The organism is Micromonospora sp. S4605 (assembly GCF_003176715.1).
Lineage (GTDB): Bacteria > Actinomycetota > Actinomycetes > Mycobacteriales > Micromonosporaceae > Micromonospora > Micromonospora echinaurantiaca.
The window spans coordinates 19,308-37,871 of the sequence record NZ_QGSW01000162.1 but is presented as its reverse complement, the minus strand read 5'-3'; the positions used below and the strand labels follow the sequence as shown (position 1 = coordinate 37,871).

Here is an 18,564-nt window from a genome sequence, read left to right as displayed (position 1 = left end):
GACCGCCGACGGTCGCGACCGCCGCCGTTCCGGCCGCCGCCCGCCCGACCGCCACCGTCCCGGCCGCCCGCACATCCGGCGATGCGCCGGCCGGCGCGGCCGATGCGGTCGGGGACGGCGCGTCGGGCGGGCCGTCCCCGAGCGGGGCCGGGCCGGTGACCGAGCTGCGGGTGCGGTATCCGGCCTTCGAGCGGTCCCGGCAGGTCCGGCGGTTCCCGGCGGTCACCGCGGTGCACCGGGCGGCGGCGATGCCGACCAGGCCCGCCCCGGGCGCGCTCGCCGACGCCGCCCCGCGGCGGTGGCCGGGCGACCCCGTCGCCCTGCCCGAGCCGGCGCTGGCGTCGCTGGACCGTCCGCTGTCGACGGTCCTGGCCAGCCGGTCGAGCAGCTTCGGCCGGTTCCGCCGGCCGCCGGAGCTGACCGCCGCCGAACTCGGCACCACCCTGGCCTTCGCCGCCGCCGGCCGGACCCACCCGGCCGATGCCGATTCGGTCGCCGATCCGGTCGCGCCATCCCCGGCCGGCGCCGATCCGGTCGCGTTACCCCCTGCGGACGCCGCGCCGCTCGGGTCGCGCACCGGCACGGCCGAGCCGCACCCGGCCGGCATCACGGCGTCCGTCCGCGAACCGGGGGACGGTGCGGCGGCCGCGCCCGACCCGGCCGGCGGCCCCGGGTCCGGCGGGCCGGCGCTGACCCGGCTGTGGGTCTTCGCCAACCACGTCGACGGCCTCGCCACCGGCAGCTACGCCTACTGCCCCCGCCGGCACGCGCTGCTGCCCGCCGGGGCAGCACCCGAGGGCGGCATGTCCGCCTTCCTGCAACAGCAGTACTTCCTGACCAACTACACGATGGGACAGGTGGGCGCGGTGCTGGCCGTCTCCGGCCGGCTGGACGCCGTGCTCGACGCCGTCGGCCCGCGCGGCTACCGGATCCTGAACGCCGAGATCGGCGCCGTGGCGCAGCGGGCGTACTGCGCGGCCACCGCGCAGCGCATCGGCTGCGGCGCCGTCCTGGGCTTCGACAACGTCGCCATGGACGAGGCGCTCGGCCTCACCGGCACCGACGAACGGACGGTGTTGTTCCTGCTGCTCGGGCGGCATCCGGACGCCGTCGCCGACCTGGCGTACCGGCTGTGACGTCCACCCCGCCGACGAAGGAGATCACCGTGACGGTCGCCCTGCCCGCGCCATCGGCCACCGAGGTGTCCTGGCGGATGCCCGAGGTCTTCATGCTGCGTACTGCCGGCCTGCCGCTGGAGGTCGCCGACCGGCTGGCCTTCGACCGCAGCGCCGCCTGGGCCCGCCGGGTCCTCGACCTGGAGGACCGGCTCCGGGCCACCGGCCGGGAGCTCGCCGACGACCTCCAGGGCGCGGTCGCCCGCAACCTCGACGACGAGCGGCTGCGGCGGCGGCTGATCCGGCTCCGCCGCGACGTCTACAACCTGCGCCGGCCGGACCCCGACGACCCGGCCGGGTGGCCGGTGGAGCCGCTGGGCGCGCCGACCCACCGGGCGCTGGCCGACTGGCTGGTGCGGCACGCCGCGTACCGGCGTGAGTTGGCCGCCGGCCCGGCGGTGCTGACCGAGGAGCTGGCCGAACGCCGGGGGCTGCTGCGCGACCTGGCCGACGACCCCGACCTGCGCGGCGGGATCCTGCTGGCCTCCCCGTCGCTGGACCAGTACCTGCCCGGCTACCTGGCGACGCCGGGCCGGCTCGGCAAGCGGGCCCGGCGGGTGGAGCGGTCGTTGCTGGAGTACGCATTGCGCACCGCCTGCAAGACCAGCCCGTTCAGCCGGCTGACCACCGTCAACGTCGGCACCTTTAGCCCCGGCACCGGGCCGCTGCTCACCGTCGAACCGGCCCACGGCGCGGCCGCCGACGCGAAACAGGGGGTCGCCCGGCTCAACCTCGCCGCGCTGGGCCGGATCTCCGCCATCGTGCTGGCCGACGAGACGCTCCGCGCCGACCTGCCGGTCACCCTCACCACCGGCTGGCGGATCGAGCGGGGCCGGCTGCGCTATCTGCGCCGACGCCGGACCGGATCGGAGGACGGCGACGCGGCGGTCACCCTGGAGTCCATCCACGAGTCGCTCTTCGTGCTGCCCACCGGCCGGGTGCTGTACGACATCCTGGCCGCGCTCGCCGGCGGCCGGGTCCGACGGATGGCCGACCTGGTCACCGAGCTGGCCACCGACGACCGCCCGGCGGCCGAGGTGGAGCAGTACCTGCACCACCTGCTCCGGGTCGGGCTGCTGGTGGTGCCGAACCTGCACCTGGACATCCACGCCGCCGACCCGGTCGGCGGCTACCGGCTGGCGCTGCGGCGGATCGGTCGGGCCTGGGCGGACCGGCTCGCCGACCGGGTCGACACCGTCAACCGGCTGGCCACCGGCTACCCGACCCACGACGTCGCCGGGCGCCGCCAGGTGCTCGCCGACATCCGCCGGGAACTGGCCGCGGCGCACGCCGACCTGGGCCGCCCCGACGTGCCGGCGCCGCGCACCCTGCTCTACGAGGACGCCACCCTGCGTACCCGGGGGCCGGTCACCGCCGCCCGCGGCAGTTGGGAGCGGGACGTCCTGCCCGGGCTGCGGGCGCTGGCCCGGATCATGCCGGTCTTCGACATCAACCTGCCCCGCCGGCTGGCCACCAAGGGCTTCTTCCGGGCCCGGTACGGCGTCGGCGGCCGCTGCGACGACCTGCTCACCTTCGCCCACGAGTTCCAGCAGGACTTCTTCGAGCACTACACCGGGCGGATGATGCGCCGGCGTGCCTTCGACGCGGACAACGCCTACGTCCGGCAGGAGAACTGGTTCCGGCAGGACGAGATCACCGCGCTGGACGACGCCCGGATCGAGGTCGCCCGGCGGATCAACGAGGCGTACGGCCGGCTGCCGGCCGGCGCCGAGGAACTGCGCCTCGACGACGCGTTCCTGGCCGACGTCGCGGCGTTGGTGCCGGAGACACTCGGCACGCTGGACCCCCGGTCCTTCTTCCTCCAACTCGCCGACCAGGGCGACCGGCACCGGGTGGTGGTGAACCGGGTCTACTCCGGAATGACCCTGCTCTTCTCCCGGTTCGCCCACCTCTTCGCCGACGCGGACCTGGCCGGCGCGCTCCGCGCCGAACTGGCCCGGCTGCAACCGCCCGGCGCGGTGCTCGCCGAGCTCAAGGGCGGGTACGACGCCACCAACCTCAACCTGCACCCGGCGGTCACCCCCTACGAACTGGTCTGCCCCGGCGAGATCAGCTTCCGGCCGGACGCCGAGCAGATCCACATGGACGACCTCAGCGTCGAACACGACCCGGTGACCGACCGGCTGCTGCTGCGCTCCCGCCGGCTCGACGCCGAGGTGATCCCGGTCTACCTCGGGTTCCTGCTGCCGATGGCGCTGCCGGAGGTGCAACAGGTGCTGCTCACCTTCGCCTACCTGGGCATGGCGCAGCCGGACCTGTGGGCCGGCACCACCGTGCCGCTGCCGGGGCGGGGCATCGCCGGCTACCCGCGGATCGTGCACGGCGACCTGGTGCTGCAACGGCGGATGTGGAAGCTGCACCCGGACCACCTGCCGCCGCCGCGTACCCCGGAGCAGGACGACGCGGACTGGTTCCTGCGCTGGCAGCGGTGGCGGCGCGACAACGGATTGCCGCGCCGGGTCTTCGCCACCCCGGAGGGCACCCGGCTCGCGCCGGCGGCGGGCGACGAGACCGCGCAGCCCGGGGCGGCCGGCCGGCCGGACCACAAGCCGCTCTACGTCGACTTCGACAGCCACTTCTGCCTGCACCTGCTGGAGGCGACCGGGCGGGCGGCGGGCAGCCGGCTGGTGCTCACCGAGATGCTGCCGGACCGCGACGAGCAGGTGCTGCGCGGGCCCAGCGGCACCCACGTCACCGAACTCACCGTCGAACTCAACGGCGTCCGAGTGGGAAAGGCGGACCGATGACCGAATATCCCTCGCCGGTCGCGCACGGCTGGCTCAGCGTCCACGTCTTCTACGCCAGCAACGCCAACCCGATGCTGGTCGAGGGCGTCCGGCCGCTGGTGGACGAGCTGCGCGCCGAAGGGCTGATCAGCCGCTACTTCTTCATCAAGTACTGGATGGAGGGTCCGCACGTCCGGCTGCGGGTGCTGCCCACCCCGGGCGTCGACCCGGCGCTGGTCCGGGCGCGGGTGGACGCCGCGATCGACGCGTTCCTGCGCCGCCGTCCCGCGCTCTACGAGGTCGACAGCGACGGACTCGGCGACCTGTACAAGCAGATGTACCTCGCCGAGTACGGCCGGCAGCGGTGGGACGAGGAGTACGGGCCGGACGGCGTGATGCCGATGCGGGCGAACAACAGCCGGCACCACATCCCGTACGAGCGCGAGTACGGCCGCTACGGCGGACCGGTCGGCATCGAGCTCGCCGAGTGGCACTTCGAGCACTCCAGCGACGTGGTGCTGGACCTGCTCGCCACCACCAACGTGCACGTCCGCCCGGTGCTGCTCGGCCTCTCCGCCCAGCTGACCATGATGATGTGCGCGGTCTTCCTCGCCGACGACCGGCGGATCGCCGGGTTCCTCGACGAGTACCGCCGGTTCTGGGAGGTCGCCTACTCGGAGCCGAGCGACGACTACCACGACAGTTTCGACACCAGCTACCGGCGGATGGACGACGCGCTGCGGGCCCGGCTGGCCGACATCCGCGCGGCCGCCCGCCAGGCCGCCGACGTCCGCCCCGCCGGGGTGGAGGGCCGCTGGTCGGCGCACTGCCGCCAGCTGCGGGACCGGGTCGTGGCCGCGGCCGAGCGGGGTGACCTGGTGTTCCAGCGCGGCGGCGGCGAGCCCACCGTGGTGCGCGACCTCGACGCCGCGCTGCCCATCCTGCTCAGCTCGTACGTGCACATGACCAACAACCGGCTCGGGGTGAGCATCCTCGACGAGATCTATTTGTCGTACCTGATGCGGACCGCGCTGCTGGACGACCTCGCCCCGGCGGCCCCGCGATGACCACCGTCGACGCGACCTGGGTCCGACCCCGGCTGCGGGCCGGGATCGTGCTCGGACCCGGCCAGTGGCGGGACGGGAAGCTCGTCCACCACGTCAAGGACCCGGAGACCGGCTGGTTCTACCGGATCGGGCCGCGCGAGCACTTCCTGCTGTCCCGGATGGACGGCACCCGGACGCTGGACGACCTCGCCGCCGAGTACGCCACCAGCTACCGGCGCCGGCTCGGGCCGGAGAGCTGGCAGCAGCTCTTCGGCATGCTGCACCAGCGGCAACTGCTCGACGGCGCGACCGAGCCGCAGGCGCTCGCCCGGCTGACCGCCACGGCCGCCGAGAACGCGGCGCGGACCCGGCGCGGGCCGCTGTCCGCCCGGTTCCCGCTGTTCGACCCGGAACGGCTCTTCACCCGGCTGCTGCCCGCCTTGTCGCCGGTGTTCAGCTGGTGGTTCGTCGTCCCGGCGCTGCTGGCGGTGCTGGCCGTCGCCGGGTACGTGGTGTTGCGCCTGCCCGAGCTGCTCGCCGGGGTCGGGCGGGGCGGCCGGCCGCTCGCGGCGGTGCTGGCCGCCGTGGTGATCACCTGGGCGGTGGTCTTCCTGCACGAGTGCGCGCACGGGCTGACCTGCCGACACTTCGGCGGGCGGGTCACCGAGATCGGCGTGATGTGGCGGTTCCCGATGCTGGCCCCGTACTGCAAGGTCGACGACATCGTGCTGTTCACCCCGCGCCGGCGGGTGGCCACCGCGTTCGCCGGCGTCTTCGTCAGCATGCTGGCCCTGGTGCCGTTCGCCGTGCTGCACGGCTGGGGTCCGGCCGCCGGCGGGCTGCACGACCTGGCCGGCGCGATGCTGCTCTTCGGCACCGCCACCGCCGCGATCAACCTGGTGCCGTTCCTGCGGCTGGACGGCTACCACATGCTCGGCCACGCGCTGAACCTGGCGGACCTGCGGGGAGACAGCTACCGGTTCTACGGCCGGTTGCTGCGCCGGGGCGCCGGCGCGGTACGTGGCTACCGGCCGCGGGACCGCGCCGCGTACGCCCTCTACGGCCTGGCCTCGGCGGTGTTCGCGGTGACCGTGCTGACCCTGCTGGTGCGCTACTGGTACGACGCGCTGCACGGCTGGGTCGGCGCCGGCTGGGCGGTCACCATCCTGGTCGCCGAGGCGGTGCTGGTGGCGGCGCTGCTCGCCCGCTTCGCCGCCCGCCGCCCGCCCGCGACGACCGGGACCGGCTGACCGGCCGCCCCGGATCGGCGGCGGCCGGGTGGTCACTCGTCGGCGCCGGCCCGCTGCCGCAGCAGGGCGATCGCCTCGTCCACCCGGCCGTGTTCGGTGAGCAGCGTCAGCAGCAGCGGCAGCGACCGCCAGTCGTCGTCGGCGACCGCCTGCCGCAGCAGGCTCATCGCCTCGTCGTGCCGGCCCTGACCGGCGAGCAGCGCGGCCAGCTCGTGCCGGGCCCGGGGTTCGCCCTGGTCGGCGGCGATCCGCCAGTAGCGCTCCGCCTCGTCGTCCCGGCCCCGGGCGGCCAGCAGCGCGGCGAGCCGGGAGGCGGCGTGCCAGTCGCCGTGCTCGGCGCGCAGCCGCAGCTCCTCGGTGCGACCCCGGTCGGCCAGCAGGTCGACCAGCACGCTGCCGGCGCCGGTCGCGCCAGTCTCGCCGGAGGCGGCGAGGTCGCGCAGGTAGCCGGTCGGGTCGGGGACCGCGACCAGCCCGGACGCTTCGGGGCCGAAGAACCGGCTGCCGCCGAACTCCTGCCGGAGCTGGTCGTCCAGGTCGTCGGCGAGTTCCACCATGGCCCGTACGGCCAGCAGCAGGTGGGTGGGCTGGAACTCCTGCCCGAAGACCGGGATCGACGCCCAGACGGTGTCGCCGGTGCAGTAGATCCGGCCGATCACCAGCCCGTTGGTGAGGTCGGACAGTCGTTGGTAGAGGGTTTCGGTGGCGTCGACGCCGGTGAGCAGCGGCGAGAAGACGTCCACCAGCGGCGGGTCCTCCTGGGTGCGTACGAAGATCATGGCGGAGCCGGCCCGGATGCCGACGTCGCCGTCGGAGTCCACCCGCAGCTGATCGGCGGTGGTGTCGAGGATGCCGGCCAGCACCTCCCGGACCCGCTGGGTCAGCTTGCCGTCGTGGTAGCGGTCCGCCAGCGGCGAGACCGACCCGGAGCCCGGCCGCAGACCGGCCACCGGACGGGCCGCGAGCGCGGCCGCGAACCGGGTCCGGGTCGGCGGCGGGACGGTGGTGGCGGTGATCGCCGGCCGGGCGGCCAGGGCGTCGGCGAGCCGGCGCAGGAAGCTGTCACGCGGCGTCATCGTGGCTGCCGTTCCGGCCGTCGCCGCTCGGGTCGGCGGGCCGGTCCGCCACCCGGAACTGGTCGAACATCTTGGCGATCACCAGGGGCGCGGCCACCCCGAAGGTGAAGCTGGCGAAGGCGGTGGTGGCCAGGCCGCCGGCGCCGGCCGCGGCGGCCAGCCCGGTGCCGGCCACCATCCGGAGCAGGACGGCGAAGAGCACGATCGGCCGGTCCTGCGGATCCCGCCACGGCCACTGCCACCGGTGCCCCGACTCGGTGGTCGGGCGCATCATCCCGTAGAGGTTCAGCGCCTCCGCCACCGCGCTGCCGACCAGTCCCCACATCGCGGCCATCCATAGAGACACATCCCTACCCTACTGATCGCCGATCCGGCTCCCGCACCAGCCCTCGGCGCGGGTGCCGGGCGTGCCCGGTTGGTAGCGCCGACTCCGACGGTAGGCAGCCGGGGCAACCGGGCCCGGGGGAGGGGCGACGCCTCCGGTGCCGTGCCAACGGTGACCGCCGGGCGGGACGCCCGGCGGTCACCGTCCGTCGGTCAGGCGATCCGCCGGATCCGGCGTACCGCGAGCAGCAGCAGGAGCGCGGCGAGCGCGACGAAGATGCCCGTCTCGATGTACTGGAACGTCCAGTACCGGTCCGCCGGCTGGTAGAGCTGCCAGTTGTAGGCGCCCGGCTCGAGGCCGAGTTCCGCCCCGCAGCGCCCACCGCTCGGCCCGGTTGCGCCGGGCGGGCAGGCGATCTGCGCGTTGGCCATCACCATGGTGCCCTCGGCGTCCCGGATGCCGTTGGCGAGGACCCAGTCGCCGTGGGCCTGGTGCGGCATCGCGCCGTCGCCTTCCACGGGGAAGGTACGCGTCCGCGCCGCGATGTAACGCGGCCGGGCGAACTCCGCCAAGGCGACGCGCAGGCCGATGAAGCCGGCCAGGGTGGCCCCCATGGCCGGCAGCATCCGCGGCCACAGCGTGCCGGCGAAGATCCCGAGCGCGACCGCGAGCACGGTGTAGCCGACCGGGACCAGCCCCTGCATGTCGAAGAGGAAGGGGTCGAGGCGGCCCTGCCGCTCCGCCTGGAGCAACGGGGTGAGCCACCAGGACATGCCCAGCCCGTAGCCGGCGGCCGCGACGACCGCCCCCGCCCCGACCAGGCCGAACTTGACAGCGGCCCAGCGGCGCCGGCTGACCCCCTGGGTCCACACCAGCCGGTGGGTGCCGTGCTCCACCTCCCCGGCGACCAGCGGGGCACCCCAGAACAGGCCGACCAGCAGCGGCAGGACGAGGAACAGCACGCCCACCAGGTTGAACGTGTCGTACTGGTTGCTGAACTGGTCGAACGCACGGTTGCAGGTCTCCACGACGCCCGGCGCCAGCTCGGACCGGGCCAGTTGGCGGACGCACTCCGGGCCGCCGAGGTCGGCGAACCGGCTCCGCATGGCGAGGCCGGTGGGCACCAGCACGGCGCCGAGCACCGCCAGGCCGGCGAGGGTGAACAGCGCCTGCCGGCGGTGCTGGCGCCAGGTCAGCCAGATCATGCGGGCACCTCCCAATCGGCGTGACTCGTTCCCGCGTCGCCTTCGGCGAGGTAGCTGAGGATGACGTCCTCCAGGGACACCTCGCGGACCGTCCAGTTCGGGTCGACGACCACCCCGTCGGTACGCACCAGCAGGGTGGACTGCCGGTCGGTGTGGCTGGCTCGGACCACTGCCGCCACGCCGGCGATCGGCTCGCCGCCGTGCCGCGGCCCGATCAGCTGCCGGTGCTCGGCGACCAGGGTCTCGACGGCGCCGATCAGCCGGGCCTGGGCGGCGTGCAGCACGATCAGGTAGTCGCAGACGCGTTCCAGGTCGGCGAGCAGGTGCGAGGAGAGCAGCACCGTGGTGCCGGCGTCGGCGACGCTGCCCATCAAGGACTGGAGGAACTCCCGCCGGGCGAGCGGGTCGAGGCTGGCCACCGGCTCGTCGAGCAGCAGCAGCCGGGGGCGCTTGGCCAGCGCGATGGCGAGCGCCACCTGGGCCCGCTGGCCGCCGGAGAGCTGCCCGACCGGCTTGCGGGGCGGAATGCCCAGCTCGGCGAGGCGGTTGCGGGCGAGCGCCCCGTCCCAGCGCCGGTTCAGCTTGGCGCCCAGGGTGAGCAACTCGGCCGCGGTGAAGTCCGGGTAGAGCGGGGTGTCCTGCGCGACGAACCCGATCTCGGACAGGACGGCGGTGTTGCCGTACGGTGCCTCGCCGAAGATCCGCACCGCACCGGCGTCGGGCCGCAGCAGGCCCACCGCCAGGTGCAGCAGGGTGCTCTTGCCCGCCCCGTTCGGCCCGACCAGGGCGGCGATGCGGCCGGCGGGCAGCTGCAGCGAGCAGTCCTGTAGCGCCCACTTGTTTCTATATCGCTTACCGAGCTGGTCGGTCTCCAGCACGACGTCCATCCGGACTCCTCTCATCTGCTCACGCTTGCCTGCGGCGGCTCGGCCGGGAGGGTGGCCCGGATCGTCGTCTCCACCAGGGCGGTGATGTCCTCGTGGCTGAGCCCGGCGGCCCGTGCGCGGTGCAGCCAGGCCACCAGGTCGTCGCGGAGCTCGGCCTGGTGCGGCAGTGAGTCGCCGGCGAGGGTGCGCCGGACGAACGTGCCCAACCCGGGGCGACCCTCCACCAGGCCCTCGATCTCCAGCTCCCGGTACGCCTTCAACACCGTGTTCGGGTTGATCGCCAGGGACTGCGCGACGTCACGGACCTTGGGTAGTTGGTCACCAGGGGCGAGCAGGCCGACCCGCAACGCCTGCTTCACCTGCTGCACCAGCTGCACGTAGGTGTTCACCTTGGACCGGCCGTCCAGCACGAACTCGATCACCCGGAACGATCCCTCCTATTGTCCTACGGCAGTAAGACTATAGGACAGACGGACCGGCGAACAGCCCGGAATTCGCGACGTGTCCGGCACCGCGCGGCCGCAAGCCGACGCGCTGCCCCGGACGGCCGGTTCGGCCTCGCGACAAAGCGGTCGCCGACCGGCGAGGGCCGGTCGGCGACCGCGTGACGCCGGGTCGCCGTCGCAGGGCGGGGTCCGGGCATCCGGGTGGATGCCCGGACCCCGCCCGGCTCACCAGGGTGCCGGTGGCGGCGGGGGTACGACCGGCGGCCGGTCGTCGCAGGTGATGGTGTTCGGCAGCTGCCAGGGAGCGAGCCAGCCGCCGTCGTTGCCGCCGAGGTCGGTGAGGGTGAACTCGGAGCCGGCCGGGGTGAAGTGGAACGAGCCGCAGTTGTTGACGCCGACGGCGCCCACGTGCCGCGCGTCCACGTTCTGGAACGACGCCGAGCCCGCGGTCCGGGCGCTCACCACCGAGGTGCCGGTGCCGTCCACCCGGATGTCCCGGAAGTGCACGTCGCTGATCGCGTAGCGGTCCTTCACCGCCCACTCGCTGACCAGCATGATCGCGTTGTAGGTGTTGTCGAGGTACGCGTCCCCGACCACCTCGATCCGCGCGTCGATGCTGCGGTCCAGCGCGTAGAGCCAGATCGCGCCCAGCCCGATCTTCCAGTTCAGCTCGTACGTGCCGGCGCGAACGGTGGTGTTGTCCCGGATCCGGACGTACCCGGTGAACGGTTCCGCGCCGAACCGGGAACCGATCTGGATGGCGCTGCCCTCCCGGACCGGGTCGGCGATCAGGTTGCCGGAGACGGTGTTGTCGGCGCCGCCGTAGAGGGCGATGCCGTTGGCGAGCACCGGCGACTGCACTGTGTTGTTGGCGAACGTGTTGCGGGCGTTCGCCGTCGACTCCGACCACATGGCCAGGCCGTCGTCGCCGGTGTTGCGGACGAAGTTGTGCGCGACCAGCGAGTCGGTGACGCCGGTGTGGAAGTTCAGCGCGTCCGCGATCTGGTCGACGACGATGTTGTTGGTGATCCGCACGTTGCGCATCGGCCCGTCGAACCACATGCCCACCTTGGTGTGCCGAAGGTGCAGGCCGTCGATGGTGGAGTCGTTGAGGGCGCCGCCGATCCCGTTGACCTGGTCGGTGTCGATGCGCTCCCGGACGTCGCCCTCGATGGCGAAACCGGAGAGGTGCACGTTCCGGCTGCCGCCGTCGGCGGCGGCCCGGCCGTAGAAGCCGACGCCGGTGTGCACCGAGCCGTCCGGCGCCGGGGTGGGCAGCGCGACCTCGCGGCCCTTGATGACCGTGTACCAGTTGCCGGCGCCCTCGATGGTCACGTCGTCGACGAGGATGTGCCGGTTGACCTGGTAGGTGCCGGGTGGGAGGTAGACGGGCAGCCCGGTGCGCCGGGCGAAGTCGATGGCCCGCTCGATGGCCGAGGCGGCGTCCCGGCGGCCGGTCGGGTCGGCACCGAAGGCCAGCACGTTCGCCGCCGCCAGCCGCACCCGCGGCGGGCCCACCAGTTCGGAGTCGAGCAGGTCGATGACTGTCCACGCGGCGTTGCTGCCCGCGGGGACGGTGAGCCGGATCCGGTCGCCCGCCCGGTAGGTCCGGCCGAGCAGCAGCCGCTGCTCGTCGTAGAAGTGGCTGGGGCGGAACGGCTTGGTGATGCTCGGGAACGGGGTGGTCGCGGCCGGCACGCAGGAGCACTCGGTGATCCACCAGTCCCGGTGCAGCAGGTCGGCCTGCGGGTCGTTGGTGAACGGGTACTGGTTGTACAGCCAGGCGTACTGCGAGGTGAGGGTCATGGTGCGGACCCGCTTGCGGTTCACCGCCACGTCCAGCGGCGCGGTGATGCCGCCGCCCTCGGGCGCGTCCGGGATGCTGTAGCGCACGGTGATCGCGTTTGCCGCGGCGGGCAGCACGAACTCCACGTGCTGGCCGGGGGTCAGCCGCACCGCCCGCCGGCCGGAGGCCTCCGACGGCAGCGTGTAGGCCGTCCGGTCGGGACCGATGACCTCGCCGTCGGTGTACGCGTTCTCCGCCTCCTGCTCGACGAAGTCGACGCGGGCGCCCCGGCCGGCGACCAGCGCCGGATCGAGGGCGGCCCGGGTCACGACCGGGCGTTGGCCGGAGCGGGCGGCCGGGTCGGCGGCGGCCGAGGTGGGCGCGCCGGCCAGCACGCCGACGGCGAGCGCCAGCGCGGTGGCGGACGCGACGGTTCGCGCGGGCCGCGCCCGCCGCGACGACCAGTGTGGACCAGGTCGGAGCAGCGGCGACCCGATTCTGTCGGTGCGGGAGAAAGCCGGCGGGACGGAACCGAACAGCGTGCGACGGGAGAGCGCCATGACAACCGCCCCTTCACCAGGCCGGCGAGAATTGACGGCCATCATGCCAGCGCTGGACACCACCTCGCAATAGGCCGACCAAGAAACGAAAGAACAAGCGTCTACATTGCAAAAACGGGAAACCGGCGGAGTTGTGGGGTCGGGTGCGGCGGCGGACACGGGGGCTTCCGCCGGATCCGTTCGGATCTTGAGCGCCCGGCCGGCTGCCCGCAGCACGCACCGACCCGGGCCGGGCAGCGGGCGTCGGTGCACCGGAGCGGTGGTGGCTCGCCGGCACGGGCCACAATGGCCCGGTGGATCCGGAGGAGGTGACGGCCGAGGCGGTCCGGCCGCTGCGCCGACCGGTGCTGGTGCAGCGCTGGGAGGATCTGGCCTTCCTGCACTGGCCGGTGGACCCGGCGGTGGTGGCGCCGCTGCTGCCGGCCGGCACCCGACCGGACGTCGTCGACGGGCGCACGTACGTCGGCCTGATCGGGTTCCGGATGGTCGGGCTCGGCCTGTTCGCCGGCCCGGGCCTGCCCTACCTGGGCACCTTCTGCGAGACCAACGTGCGGCTGTACAGCGTGGACGTCGCCGGCCGGCGGGCCGTGGTGTTCCGGTCCCTGGACGCGTCCCGGCTGCTGCCCGTCCTGGTCGCCCGGGCCAGCCTGCGACTGCCGTACCTGTGGTCACGGATGCGCTTGCGCCGCGACGGCGACGTGCTGACCTACACCAGCCGCCGTCGCTGGCCGGGGCCGCGCGGCGCAGCCACCGCGTTCAGCATCCGGGTGGGGGCCGCGATCGCCGAGCCGACGCCGCTGGAGCACTTCCTCACCGCTCGCTGGGGGCTGCACACCCGGGCGTACGGGCGCACGCTGCACCTGCCCAACGTGCATCCCCGGTGGTCGCTGCACCGCGCGGAACTGGTGCGCCTCGACGACGGGCTGGTCCGCGCCGCCGGCCTGCCCGACCCCGGGTCGGCGCCGGTCAGCGTGCTCTACTCGCCGGGCGTCCCGGTACGGTTCGGCAGCCCCGCCGTCGTCCGCTGACCGCGCCCTCCCGCGTCCGCCACCCGCGGGTCGCGGCGGCGCCGCCGCCCGTCGACCGGAACCTGTCCGAGGCGCCGCCCCGTGGTCCGGCGCGGCCCGGTTCAGGCAGCCGCGGGCCCGCCTCCTGCCCGGTCGTCGCCCACTCGTCGGCGACGGTCCCGCCCCCGGGTCCGCCGCAGGTCGAGGGCCGGGACTGGTGATTTCACCGATGCGGACGGCAACCGGCGCGCCGAAGACTGACTGACGTCGATATCCCCGACCTCAGGGAGTGCCCGACGTGTCCGCACCGACCACCACCCGTCCCCGTCCCCTCGCCCGCGTCACCCGGCTGGCCGTGGCCACCGTCCTGGCCGCCGCCGGGGTGCTCACGGCGGCTCCGGCGCAGGCCGCCGACAACCCGTACGAGCGCGGCCCCGCACCGACCGTCGCGCTGCTGGAAGCCAGCCGCGGCCCCTTCGCCACCGCCTCGCAGAGCGTCTCCTCGCTGAGCGTCTCCGGCTTCGGCGGGGGAGTGATCTACTACCCGACCAGTACCAGCGAGGGCACCTTCGGCGCCATCGCCATCTCGCCCGGTTACACCGCCGCCTGGTCCAGCATCAGCTGGCTCGGCCCGCGGATCGCCTCGCACGGTTTCGTGGTGATCGGCATCGAGACCAACAGCCGGCTCGACCAGCCGGACAGCCGGGGCCGGCAGCTGCTCGCCGCGCTCGACTACCTGGTGCAGCGCAGCTCGGTGCGGGGCCGGATCGACGGCACCCGGCTCGCCGTCGCCGGTCACTCGATGGGCGGCGGTGGCAGCCTGGAAGCCGCCGTCTCCCGGCCGTCCCTGCAGGCCGCCGTGCCGATCGCACCGTGGAACCTGGACAAGACCTGGTCGGACGTCCGGGTGCCGACGCTGATCATCGGCGGGGAGAGCGACAGCATCGCGCCGGTCTCCTCGCACTCGGTGCCGTTCTACAACAGCATCCCGGCTTCGTCCGAGAAGGCGTACCTGGAGTTGAACGGGGCGAGCCATTTCTTCCCGCAGACGGTCAACACGCCCACCGGCCGGCAGATGGTGGCCTGGTTGAAGCGGTTCGTCGACAACGACACCCGCTACGAGCCGTTCCTCTGCCCGGGCCCGAGCGGCTTCGAGATCGAGGAGTACCGCAACACCTGCCCGAGCGCCTGACCCGCCTCGGGGCAGCCGCCCACGCCCACCAAGCCGGCCCGTCGCCGCCGTACCGCGGCGGCGGGTCGGCGTCGCATCTGGAGTGCAGAATGCTCTGCCGCCTGCCGGGCCGGCAGCCTCCGTCCGTGACGGCGACGATCCAGGCGGATCGGGGGATATCGCCGTTCGGATACTGGCGGTGGGCATCGAAGGTATTGACGCGAGATCCGAGAAACGTACACTCCCAGTGTAAATAACGCCCCGCCGGAGCGAGGGATGGGTCAATGGAGCAAGGGCTCGCGCTGCACCACATCGGGGTGCGCTTCGGCGGCCTCACCGCCCTCGACGACGTCTCGCTGCGGGTGCCCCCCGGCCGGGTGGTCGGCGTGATCGGCCCCAACGGAGCCGGCAAGACCACCCTGTTCAACGTGGTCTGCGGCTTCGTCCCGCCGGACACCGGCACGATCACCCTCGACGGCCGGCCGCTGCGGCCCCGGCCGCACCGACTGACCCGGCTCGGCATCGCCCGCACGTTGCAGGGCACCGGGCTCTTCGCCGGGCTCACCGTGCTGGAGAACGTGATGGCCGGCGCCACCCACACCGCCCGCGCCGGTTTCCTCTCCGCACTGCTCGGCCTGCCGCGCAGCGACCGGGACGAGCGCCGGCTGCGCCGGCACGCCCTGGACGTCCTCGACAGCCTGGGCATCGCCGGGCACGCCGAGGCCGCGCCGGGCACCCTGCCGTTCGCCGTACGCCAGCGGGTCGCGCTGGCCCGGGCGCTGGCCGCGCGGCCCCGGCTGCTGCTGCTGGACGAGCCGGCCGGCGGGCTCGGCGGCGACGACATCGCCGAGCTGGCGGAGCTGGTCCGGCAGCTGCCCCGGCGGGACTCCGACCCCTGCGCGGTGCTGCTGGTGGAGCACCACATGGACCTGGTGATGTCGGTCTGCGACGAGATCGTGGTGCTCGACTTCGGCCGGGTCATCGCCGCCGGCACCGCGGACGAGATCCGCGACGACCCGGCCGTCACCGACGCCTACCTCGGCGCCGCCGTCGACGAGGCGGCGGCATGAGCGAGCGAATCACCGGGCTCAGCGGCCTGGTGTCCCGTGCCGGCCGGAAGCGGAGCGGAGTTCCGGCATGAGTGACGACGATCTGCTGGTGGTGCGCGGGCTGGTGGCCGGCTACGGCGCCGCGCCGGTGCTGCACGGGGTGGACCTCGCCGTGCCGGCCGGCACGATCGCCGCGGTGGTGGGGGCGAACGGGGCGGGCAAGACCACCCTGCTGCGCGCCCTCTCCGGCATGCTGCGCCCGCTCGCCGGTCGGGTCGCGCTGGCCGGCGACGATTTGCGCGGCGTACCGGTGGAACAGCTGGTCCGGCGCGGCATGGCGCACGTGCCGGAGGGCCGGGGCGTGGTCGGCGAGCTGACGGTGGACGAGAACCTGCGGCTCGGCGGGTTGTGGCGGCGCGACCGGGCCGACGCGACGCGCGCCCTGGACGAGGTGTACCAGCTGTTCCAGCCGCTTGCCCGACGCCGGCGGCACCTCGGCCACCAGCTCTCCGGCGGCGAACGGCAGATGCTCGCCCTCGGCCGGGCGCTCGTCGGGCGCCCCCGGCTGCTGCTGCTCGACGAGCCGTCGCTCGGCCTGGCGCCGCGGGTGGTCGCCCAGGCCATGGCCCTGCTGCGCCAGTTGCGCGATAGCACCGGGCTGACCGTGCTGCTGGTCGAGCAGAACGTGCGCAGCGCGCTGTCGGTCGCCGACCAGGGCGTGGTGATGGCGCTGGGCCGGGTGGTCAGCACCGCGCCGGCCGCCCCGCTGCGCGACGACGACGAGCTGCGCCACGCCTACCTCGGTTTCTGATCACCTCGTCCCCGCGGGAGGACTGTTGGACCGCTTCGTCTTCCTCACCCTCGACGGCCTGTCCCGGGGTGCGGTCTACGCCGCGTTCGCGCTGGCCCTGGTGCTCATCTGGCGGGCCGCCCGGATCGTCAACTTCGCCCAGGGCGCGATGGCCGTGGCCACCACGTACGTCGCCTACAGCGTGTCGGCCGCGACCGGCTCGTACTGGCTGGGTTTCCTGGCCGCGCTGGTCGCCGGGCTGCTGCTCGGCGCCGCTGTCGACCTGGCGGTGATGCGCTTCGTCGACCACCGGTCCCCGCTCAACCCGGTGATCGTCGCGCTCGGCCTGGTGCTGCTGATCCAGGCGGTCCTCGGCATGGTCTACGGCAACGAGTTCCTGCCCGCCGAGGCGCCGTTCTCCCGGTCCGCGCTGACCGTGGCCGGGATCGCCGTGCTCTCCCCGTACGACCTGTTCGCGTTCGCGGCGGTCGGGGTGGTGGTGGTCGGGCTGGCCTGGATCTTCACCCGCACGGCGGTCGGGCTGCGGATGCGCGCCGCGGCGTTCGCCCCCGAGGTGTCCCGGCTGCTCGGGGTCAACGTCGGCGGCATGCTCACCCTCGGCTGGGCGCTCGCCTCCGGGGTGGGCGCGTTGGCCGGCATGCTGGTCATCCCCACCGAATTGGGCCTGCACCCGCACGCGATGGACCTGGTCTTCGTCTCGGCGTTCACCGCCGCCGTGGTGGGCGGGCTGGACAGTCCACCGGGGGCGGTGGTCGGCGGGCTCGCGGTGGGCCTGCTGCTCTCCTACGTCAGCGGCTACGCCGGCAGCGACCTCACCCCGCTGGCGGTGCTCGTGCTGCTGCTGGCGGTGCTGCTGGTCCGTCCCGGCGGGCTGTTCGCCCCGGTCGCCGCGAGGCGGGTGTGAGCGCCACCCGGGCGGCCGCGCCGCCGCGCACCCCGGCGCCGGACGCCGGCGCCCGCCCGGCCGCGGGGCGCCGCGTCCCGACCCTGCTGCGCCACCTCGGCGTCGCGCTGGTCGCCGCGCTGCTGCTAGTGGTGGTGAGCTACGGCCTGGATCCGTTCCGCAACTTCCAGCTCGCGACCGTGGCGGCCTACCTCTGCGCCACCGCCGGGCTGACCGTGCTGACCGGGCTCAACGGGCAACTCTCACTGGGGCACGGCGCGCTGATGGCCACCGGCGCGTACACGGTGGCCTGCTGCCAGACCGCGTTCGCCGACGCCGGGCTCACCGGCGGCGGGTGGCTGGCCGTCTCGCTGGTCGCGGCGGTGCTGGCCGCGCTGGCGGTCGGCGCCGTGGTCGGGGCGGCCGCGGCCCGGTTGCGCGGCCCGTACCTGGCCGGGGTGACGTTGGCCGTCGCGGTGGTGGTGCCGGCGCTGACCGTCACCTTCGACGGCGTCTTCAACGGCGAGCAGGGGCTGTCGGTGCCGGTGGAGCCGCCGCCGGCCGCGCTCGGTGCGTACTTCCCCTACGAGCGCTGGCAGCTCTGGGTCGCCGCGGCGGCCACCCTGCTCGCCCTGGTGCTGCTGGCCAACCTGGTCCGCAGCCGGTACGGCCGCACCTTCCGGGCGGTGCGCGACGACGAGGTCGCCGCCCGCCTCGCCGGCATCCACGTGGCCCGCACCCAGGTGCTCGCCTTCGTGGTCAGCGCGGCCGGCGCCGGGCTGGGCGGCGCGCTGCTCGCCGTGCTCGCGCAGAGCGTCTCGCCCGGGGCGTTCTCGCTGACCCTGTCGCTCTTCCTGCTGATGGCGGTCGTCATCGGCGGCCTGGGCAGCCTCGCCGGCGCGCTCTGGGGCGCTGTCCTGCTGGTGGTCCTGCCCGACCTCACGCACAGCCTGACCGAGCAGCTCACCCTCTCCCCAGCCGTGGCCCAGCGGATGGAGGGCAACCTTCCGCTGGCCATCTTCGGGGTCACCCTGATCGTCGTCATGATCGCCGCACCCGGCGGTGTGCAGGGCCTGCTGGCCCGCCTCGGCCGGGCGCTGGCCGCCCGGCTGCCGGGTCGCCGGCGGTCCTGAACCGACC

Annotated in this window: 16 protein-coding genes; 10 read left to right on the top strand and 6 right to left on the bottom strand. The window is 74.1% G+C overall.

Annotation, left to right across the window (positions count from 1 at the left end; translation table 11 throughout):
* The 4 genes from DLJ47_RS11730 to DLJ47_RS11715 all read left to right on the top strand — a co-directional run.
* A partial coding sequence (locus tag DLJ47_RS11730) for a nitroreductase family protein (RefSeq protein WP_199235796.1) occupies positions 1–1,136 on the top strand: 1,136 nt, incomplete at its 5' end.
* A 29-nt stretch (positions 1,137–1,165) separates the two neighbouring features.
* Positions 1,166–3,943 carry a lantibiotic dehydratase gene (locus DLJ47_RS11725; RefSeq protein WP_146228079.1) on the top strand — a complete coding sequence of 926 codons (2,778 nt, stop codon included), beginning with the start codon at positions 1,166–1,168 and terminating at the stop codon, positions 3,941–3,943.
* Positions 3,940–4,989, top strand: a complete 1,050-nt coding sequence (locus tag DLJ47_RS11720) for a thiopeptide-type bacteriocin biosynthesis protein (RefSeq protein WP_109900069.1) — start codon at positions 3,940–3,942, stop codon at positions 4,987–4,989. The genes DLJ47_RS11725 and DLJ47_RS11720 overlap by 4 nt, the downstream gene beginning before the upstream one ends.
* Positions 4,986–6,218 carry a M50 family metallopeptidase gene (locus DLJ47_RS11715; protein WP_109900068.1) on the top strand — a complete coding sequence of 411 codons (1,233 nt, stop codon included), beginning with the start codon at positions 4,986–4,988 and terminating at the stop codon, positions 6,216–6,218. The genes DLJ47_RS11720 and DLJ47_RS11715 overlap by 4 nt, the downstream gene beginning before the upstream one ends.
* Before the next feature lie 32 nt (positions 6,219–6,250).
* Here the strand turns inward: DLJ47_RS11715 and DLJ47_RS37745 are convergent, their stop codons facing one another.
* The 6 genes from DLJ47_RS37745 to DLJ47_RS11685 all read right to left on the bottom strand — a co-directional run bounded on the left by DLJ47_RS37745 (position 6,251) and on the right by DLJ47_RS11685 (position 12,503).
* A complete protein-coding gene (locus DLJ47_RS37745; protein ID WP_109900067.1) occupies positions 6,251–7,294 on the bottom strand; it encodes a T3SS (YopN, CesT) and YbjN peptide-binding chaperone 1 in 1,044 nt (347 codons plus the stop codon).
* Positions 7,281–7,640 (bottom strand): hypothetical protein, encoded by a 360-nt coding sequence (locus DLJ47_RS11705; RefSeq protein WP_146228078.1) that lies wholly within the window; start codon positions 7,638–7,640, stop codon positions 7,281–7,283. Before DLJ47_RS11705 ends, DLJ47_RS37745 begins: the two co-directional genes overlap by 14 nt.
* A 191-nt stretch (positions 7,641–7,831) precedes the next feature.
* Positions 7,832–8,824 carry a transporter gene (locus DLJ47_RS11700; RefSeq protein ID WP_109900065.1) on the bottom strand — a complete coding sequence of 331 codons (993 nt, stop codon included), beginning with the start codon at positions 8,822–8,824 and terminating at the stop codon, positions 7,832–7,834.
* Entirely contained in the window at positions 8,821–9,711 is an 891-nt protein-coding gene (locus DLJ47_RS11695) for an ABC transporter ATP-binding protein (protein ID WP_109900064.1), read from the bottom strand. Before DLJ47_RS11695 ends, DLJ47_RS11700 begins: the two co-directional genes overlap by 4 nt.
* A gap of 11 nt (positions 9,712–9,722) precedes the next feature.
* Positions 9,723–10,133, bottom strand: a complete 411-nt coding sequence (locus DLJ47_RS11690; RefSeq protein WP_109900063.1) for a GntR family transcriptional regulator — start codon at positions 10,131–10,133, stop codon at positions 9,723–9,725.
* 249 nt (positions 10,134–10,382) lie between these two features.
* Entirely contained in the window at positions 10,383–12,503 is a 2,121-nt protein-coding gene (locus DLJ47_RS11685; protein WP_109900062.1) for a glycosyl hydrolase family 28-related protein, read from the bottom strand.
* Between the two features lie 293 nt (positions 12,504–12,796).
* Between DLJ47_RS11685 and DLJ47_RS11680 the strand changes: the two genes are divergently transcribed.
* The 6 genes from DLJ47_RS11680 (at position 12,797) to DLJ47_RS11655 (ending at position 18,557) form a co-directional block, all read left to right on the top strand.
* Positions 12,797–13,531 (top strand): YqjF family protein, encoded by a 735-nt coding sequence (locus tag DLJ47_RS11680; RefSeq protein WP_109900061.1) that lies wholly within the window; start codon positions 12,797–12,799, stop codon positions 13,529–13,531.
* 277 nt (positions 13,532–13,808) lie between these two features.
* Positions 13,809–14,702 (top strand): alpha/beta hydrolase family protein, encoded by an 894-nt coding sequence (locus DLJ47_RS11675; RefSeq protein WP_109900072.1) that lies wholly within the window; start codon positions 13,809–13,811, stop codon positions 14,700–14,702.
* 263 nt (positions 14,703–14,965) lie between these two features.
* Positions 14,966–15,751 carry an ABC transporter ATP-binding protein gene (locus DLJ47_RS11670; protein WP_109900060.1) on the top strand — a complete coding sequence of 262 codons (786 nt, stop codon included), beginning with the start codon at positions 14,966–14,968 and terminating at the stop codon, positions 15,749–15,751.
* A gap of 67 nt (positions 15,752–15,818) precedes the next feature.
* Positions 15,819–16,541 carry an ABC transporter ATP-binding protein gene (locus DLJ47_RS11665; protein ID WP_109900059.1) on the top strand — a complete coding sequence of 241 codons (723 nt, stop codon included), beginning with the start codon at positions 15,819–15,821 and terminating at the stop codon, positions 16,539–16,541.
* Between the two features lie 25 nt (positions 16,542–16,566).
* Positions 16,567–17,445 (top strand): branched-chain amino acid ABC transporter permease, encoded by an 879-nt coding sequence (locus DLJ47_RS11660; RefSeq protein ID WP_109900058.1) that lies wholly within the window; start codon positions 16,567–16,569, stop codon positions 17,443–17,445.
* The gene (locus DLJ47_RS11655) at positions 17,442–18,557 is read left to right on the top strand and encodes a branched-chain amino acid ABC transporter permease (RefSeq protein WP_109900057.1); all 1,116 of its coding nucleotides are present in this window, start codon (positions 17,442–17,444) and stop codon (positions 18,555–18,557) included. Before DLJ47_RS11660 ends, DLJ47_RS11655 begins: the two co-directional genes overlap by 4 nt.
* Positions 18,558–18,564: the final 7 nt, after the last annotated feature.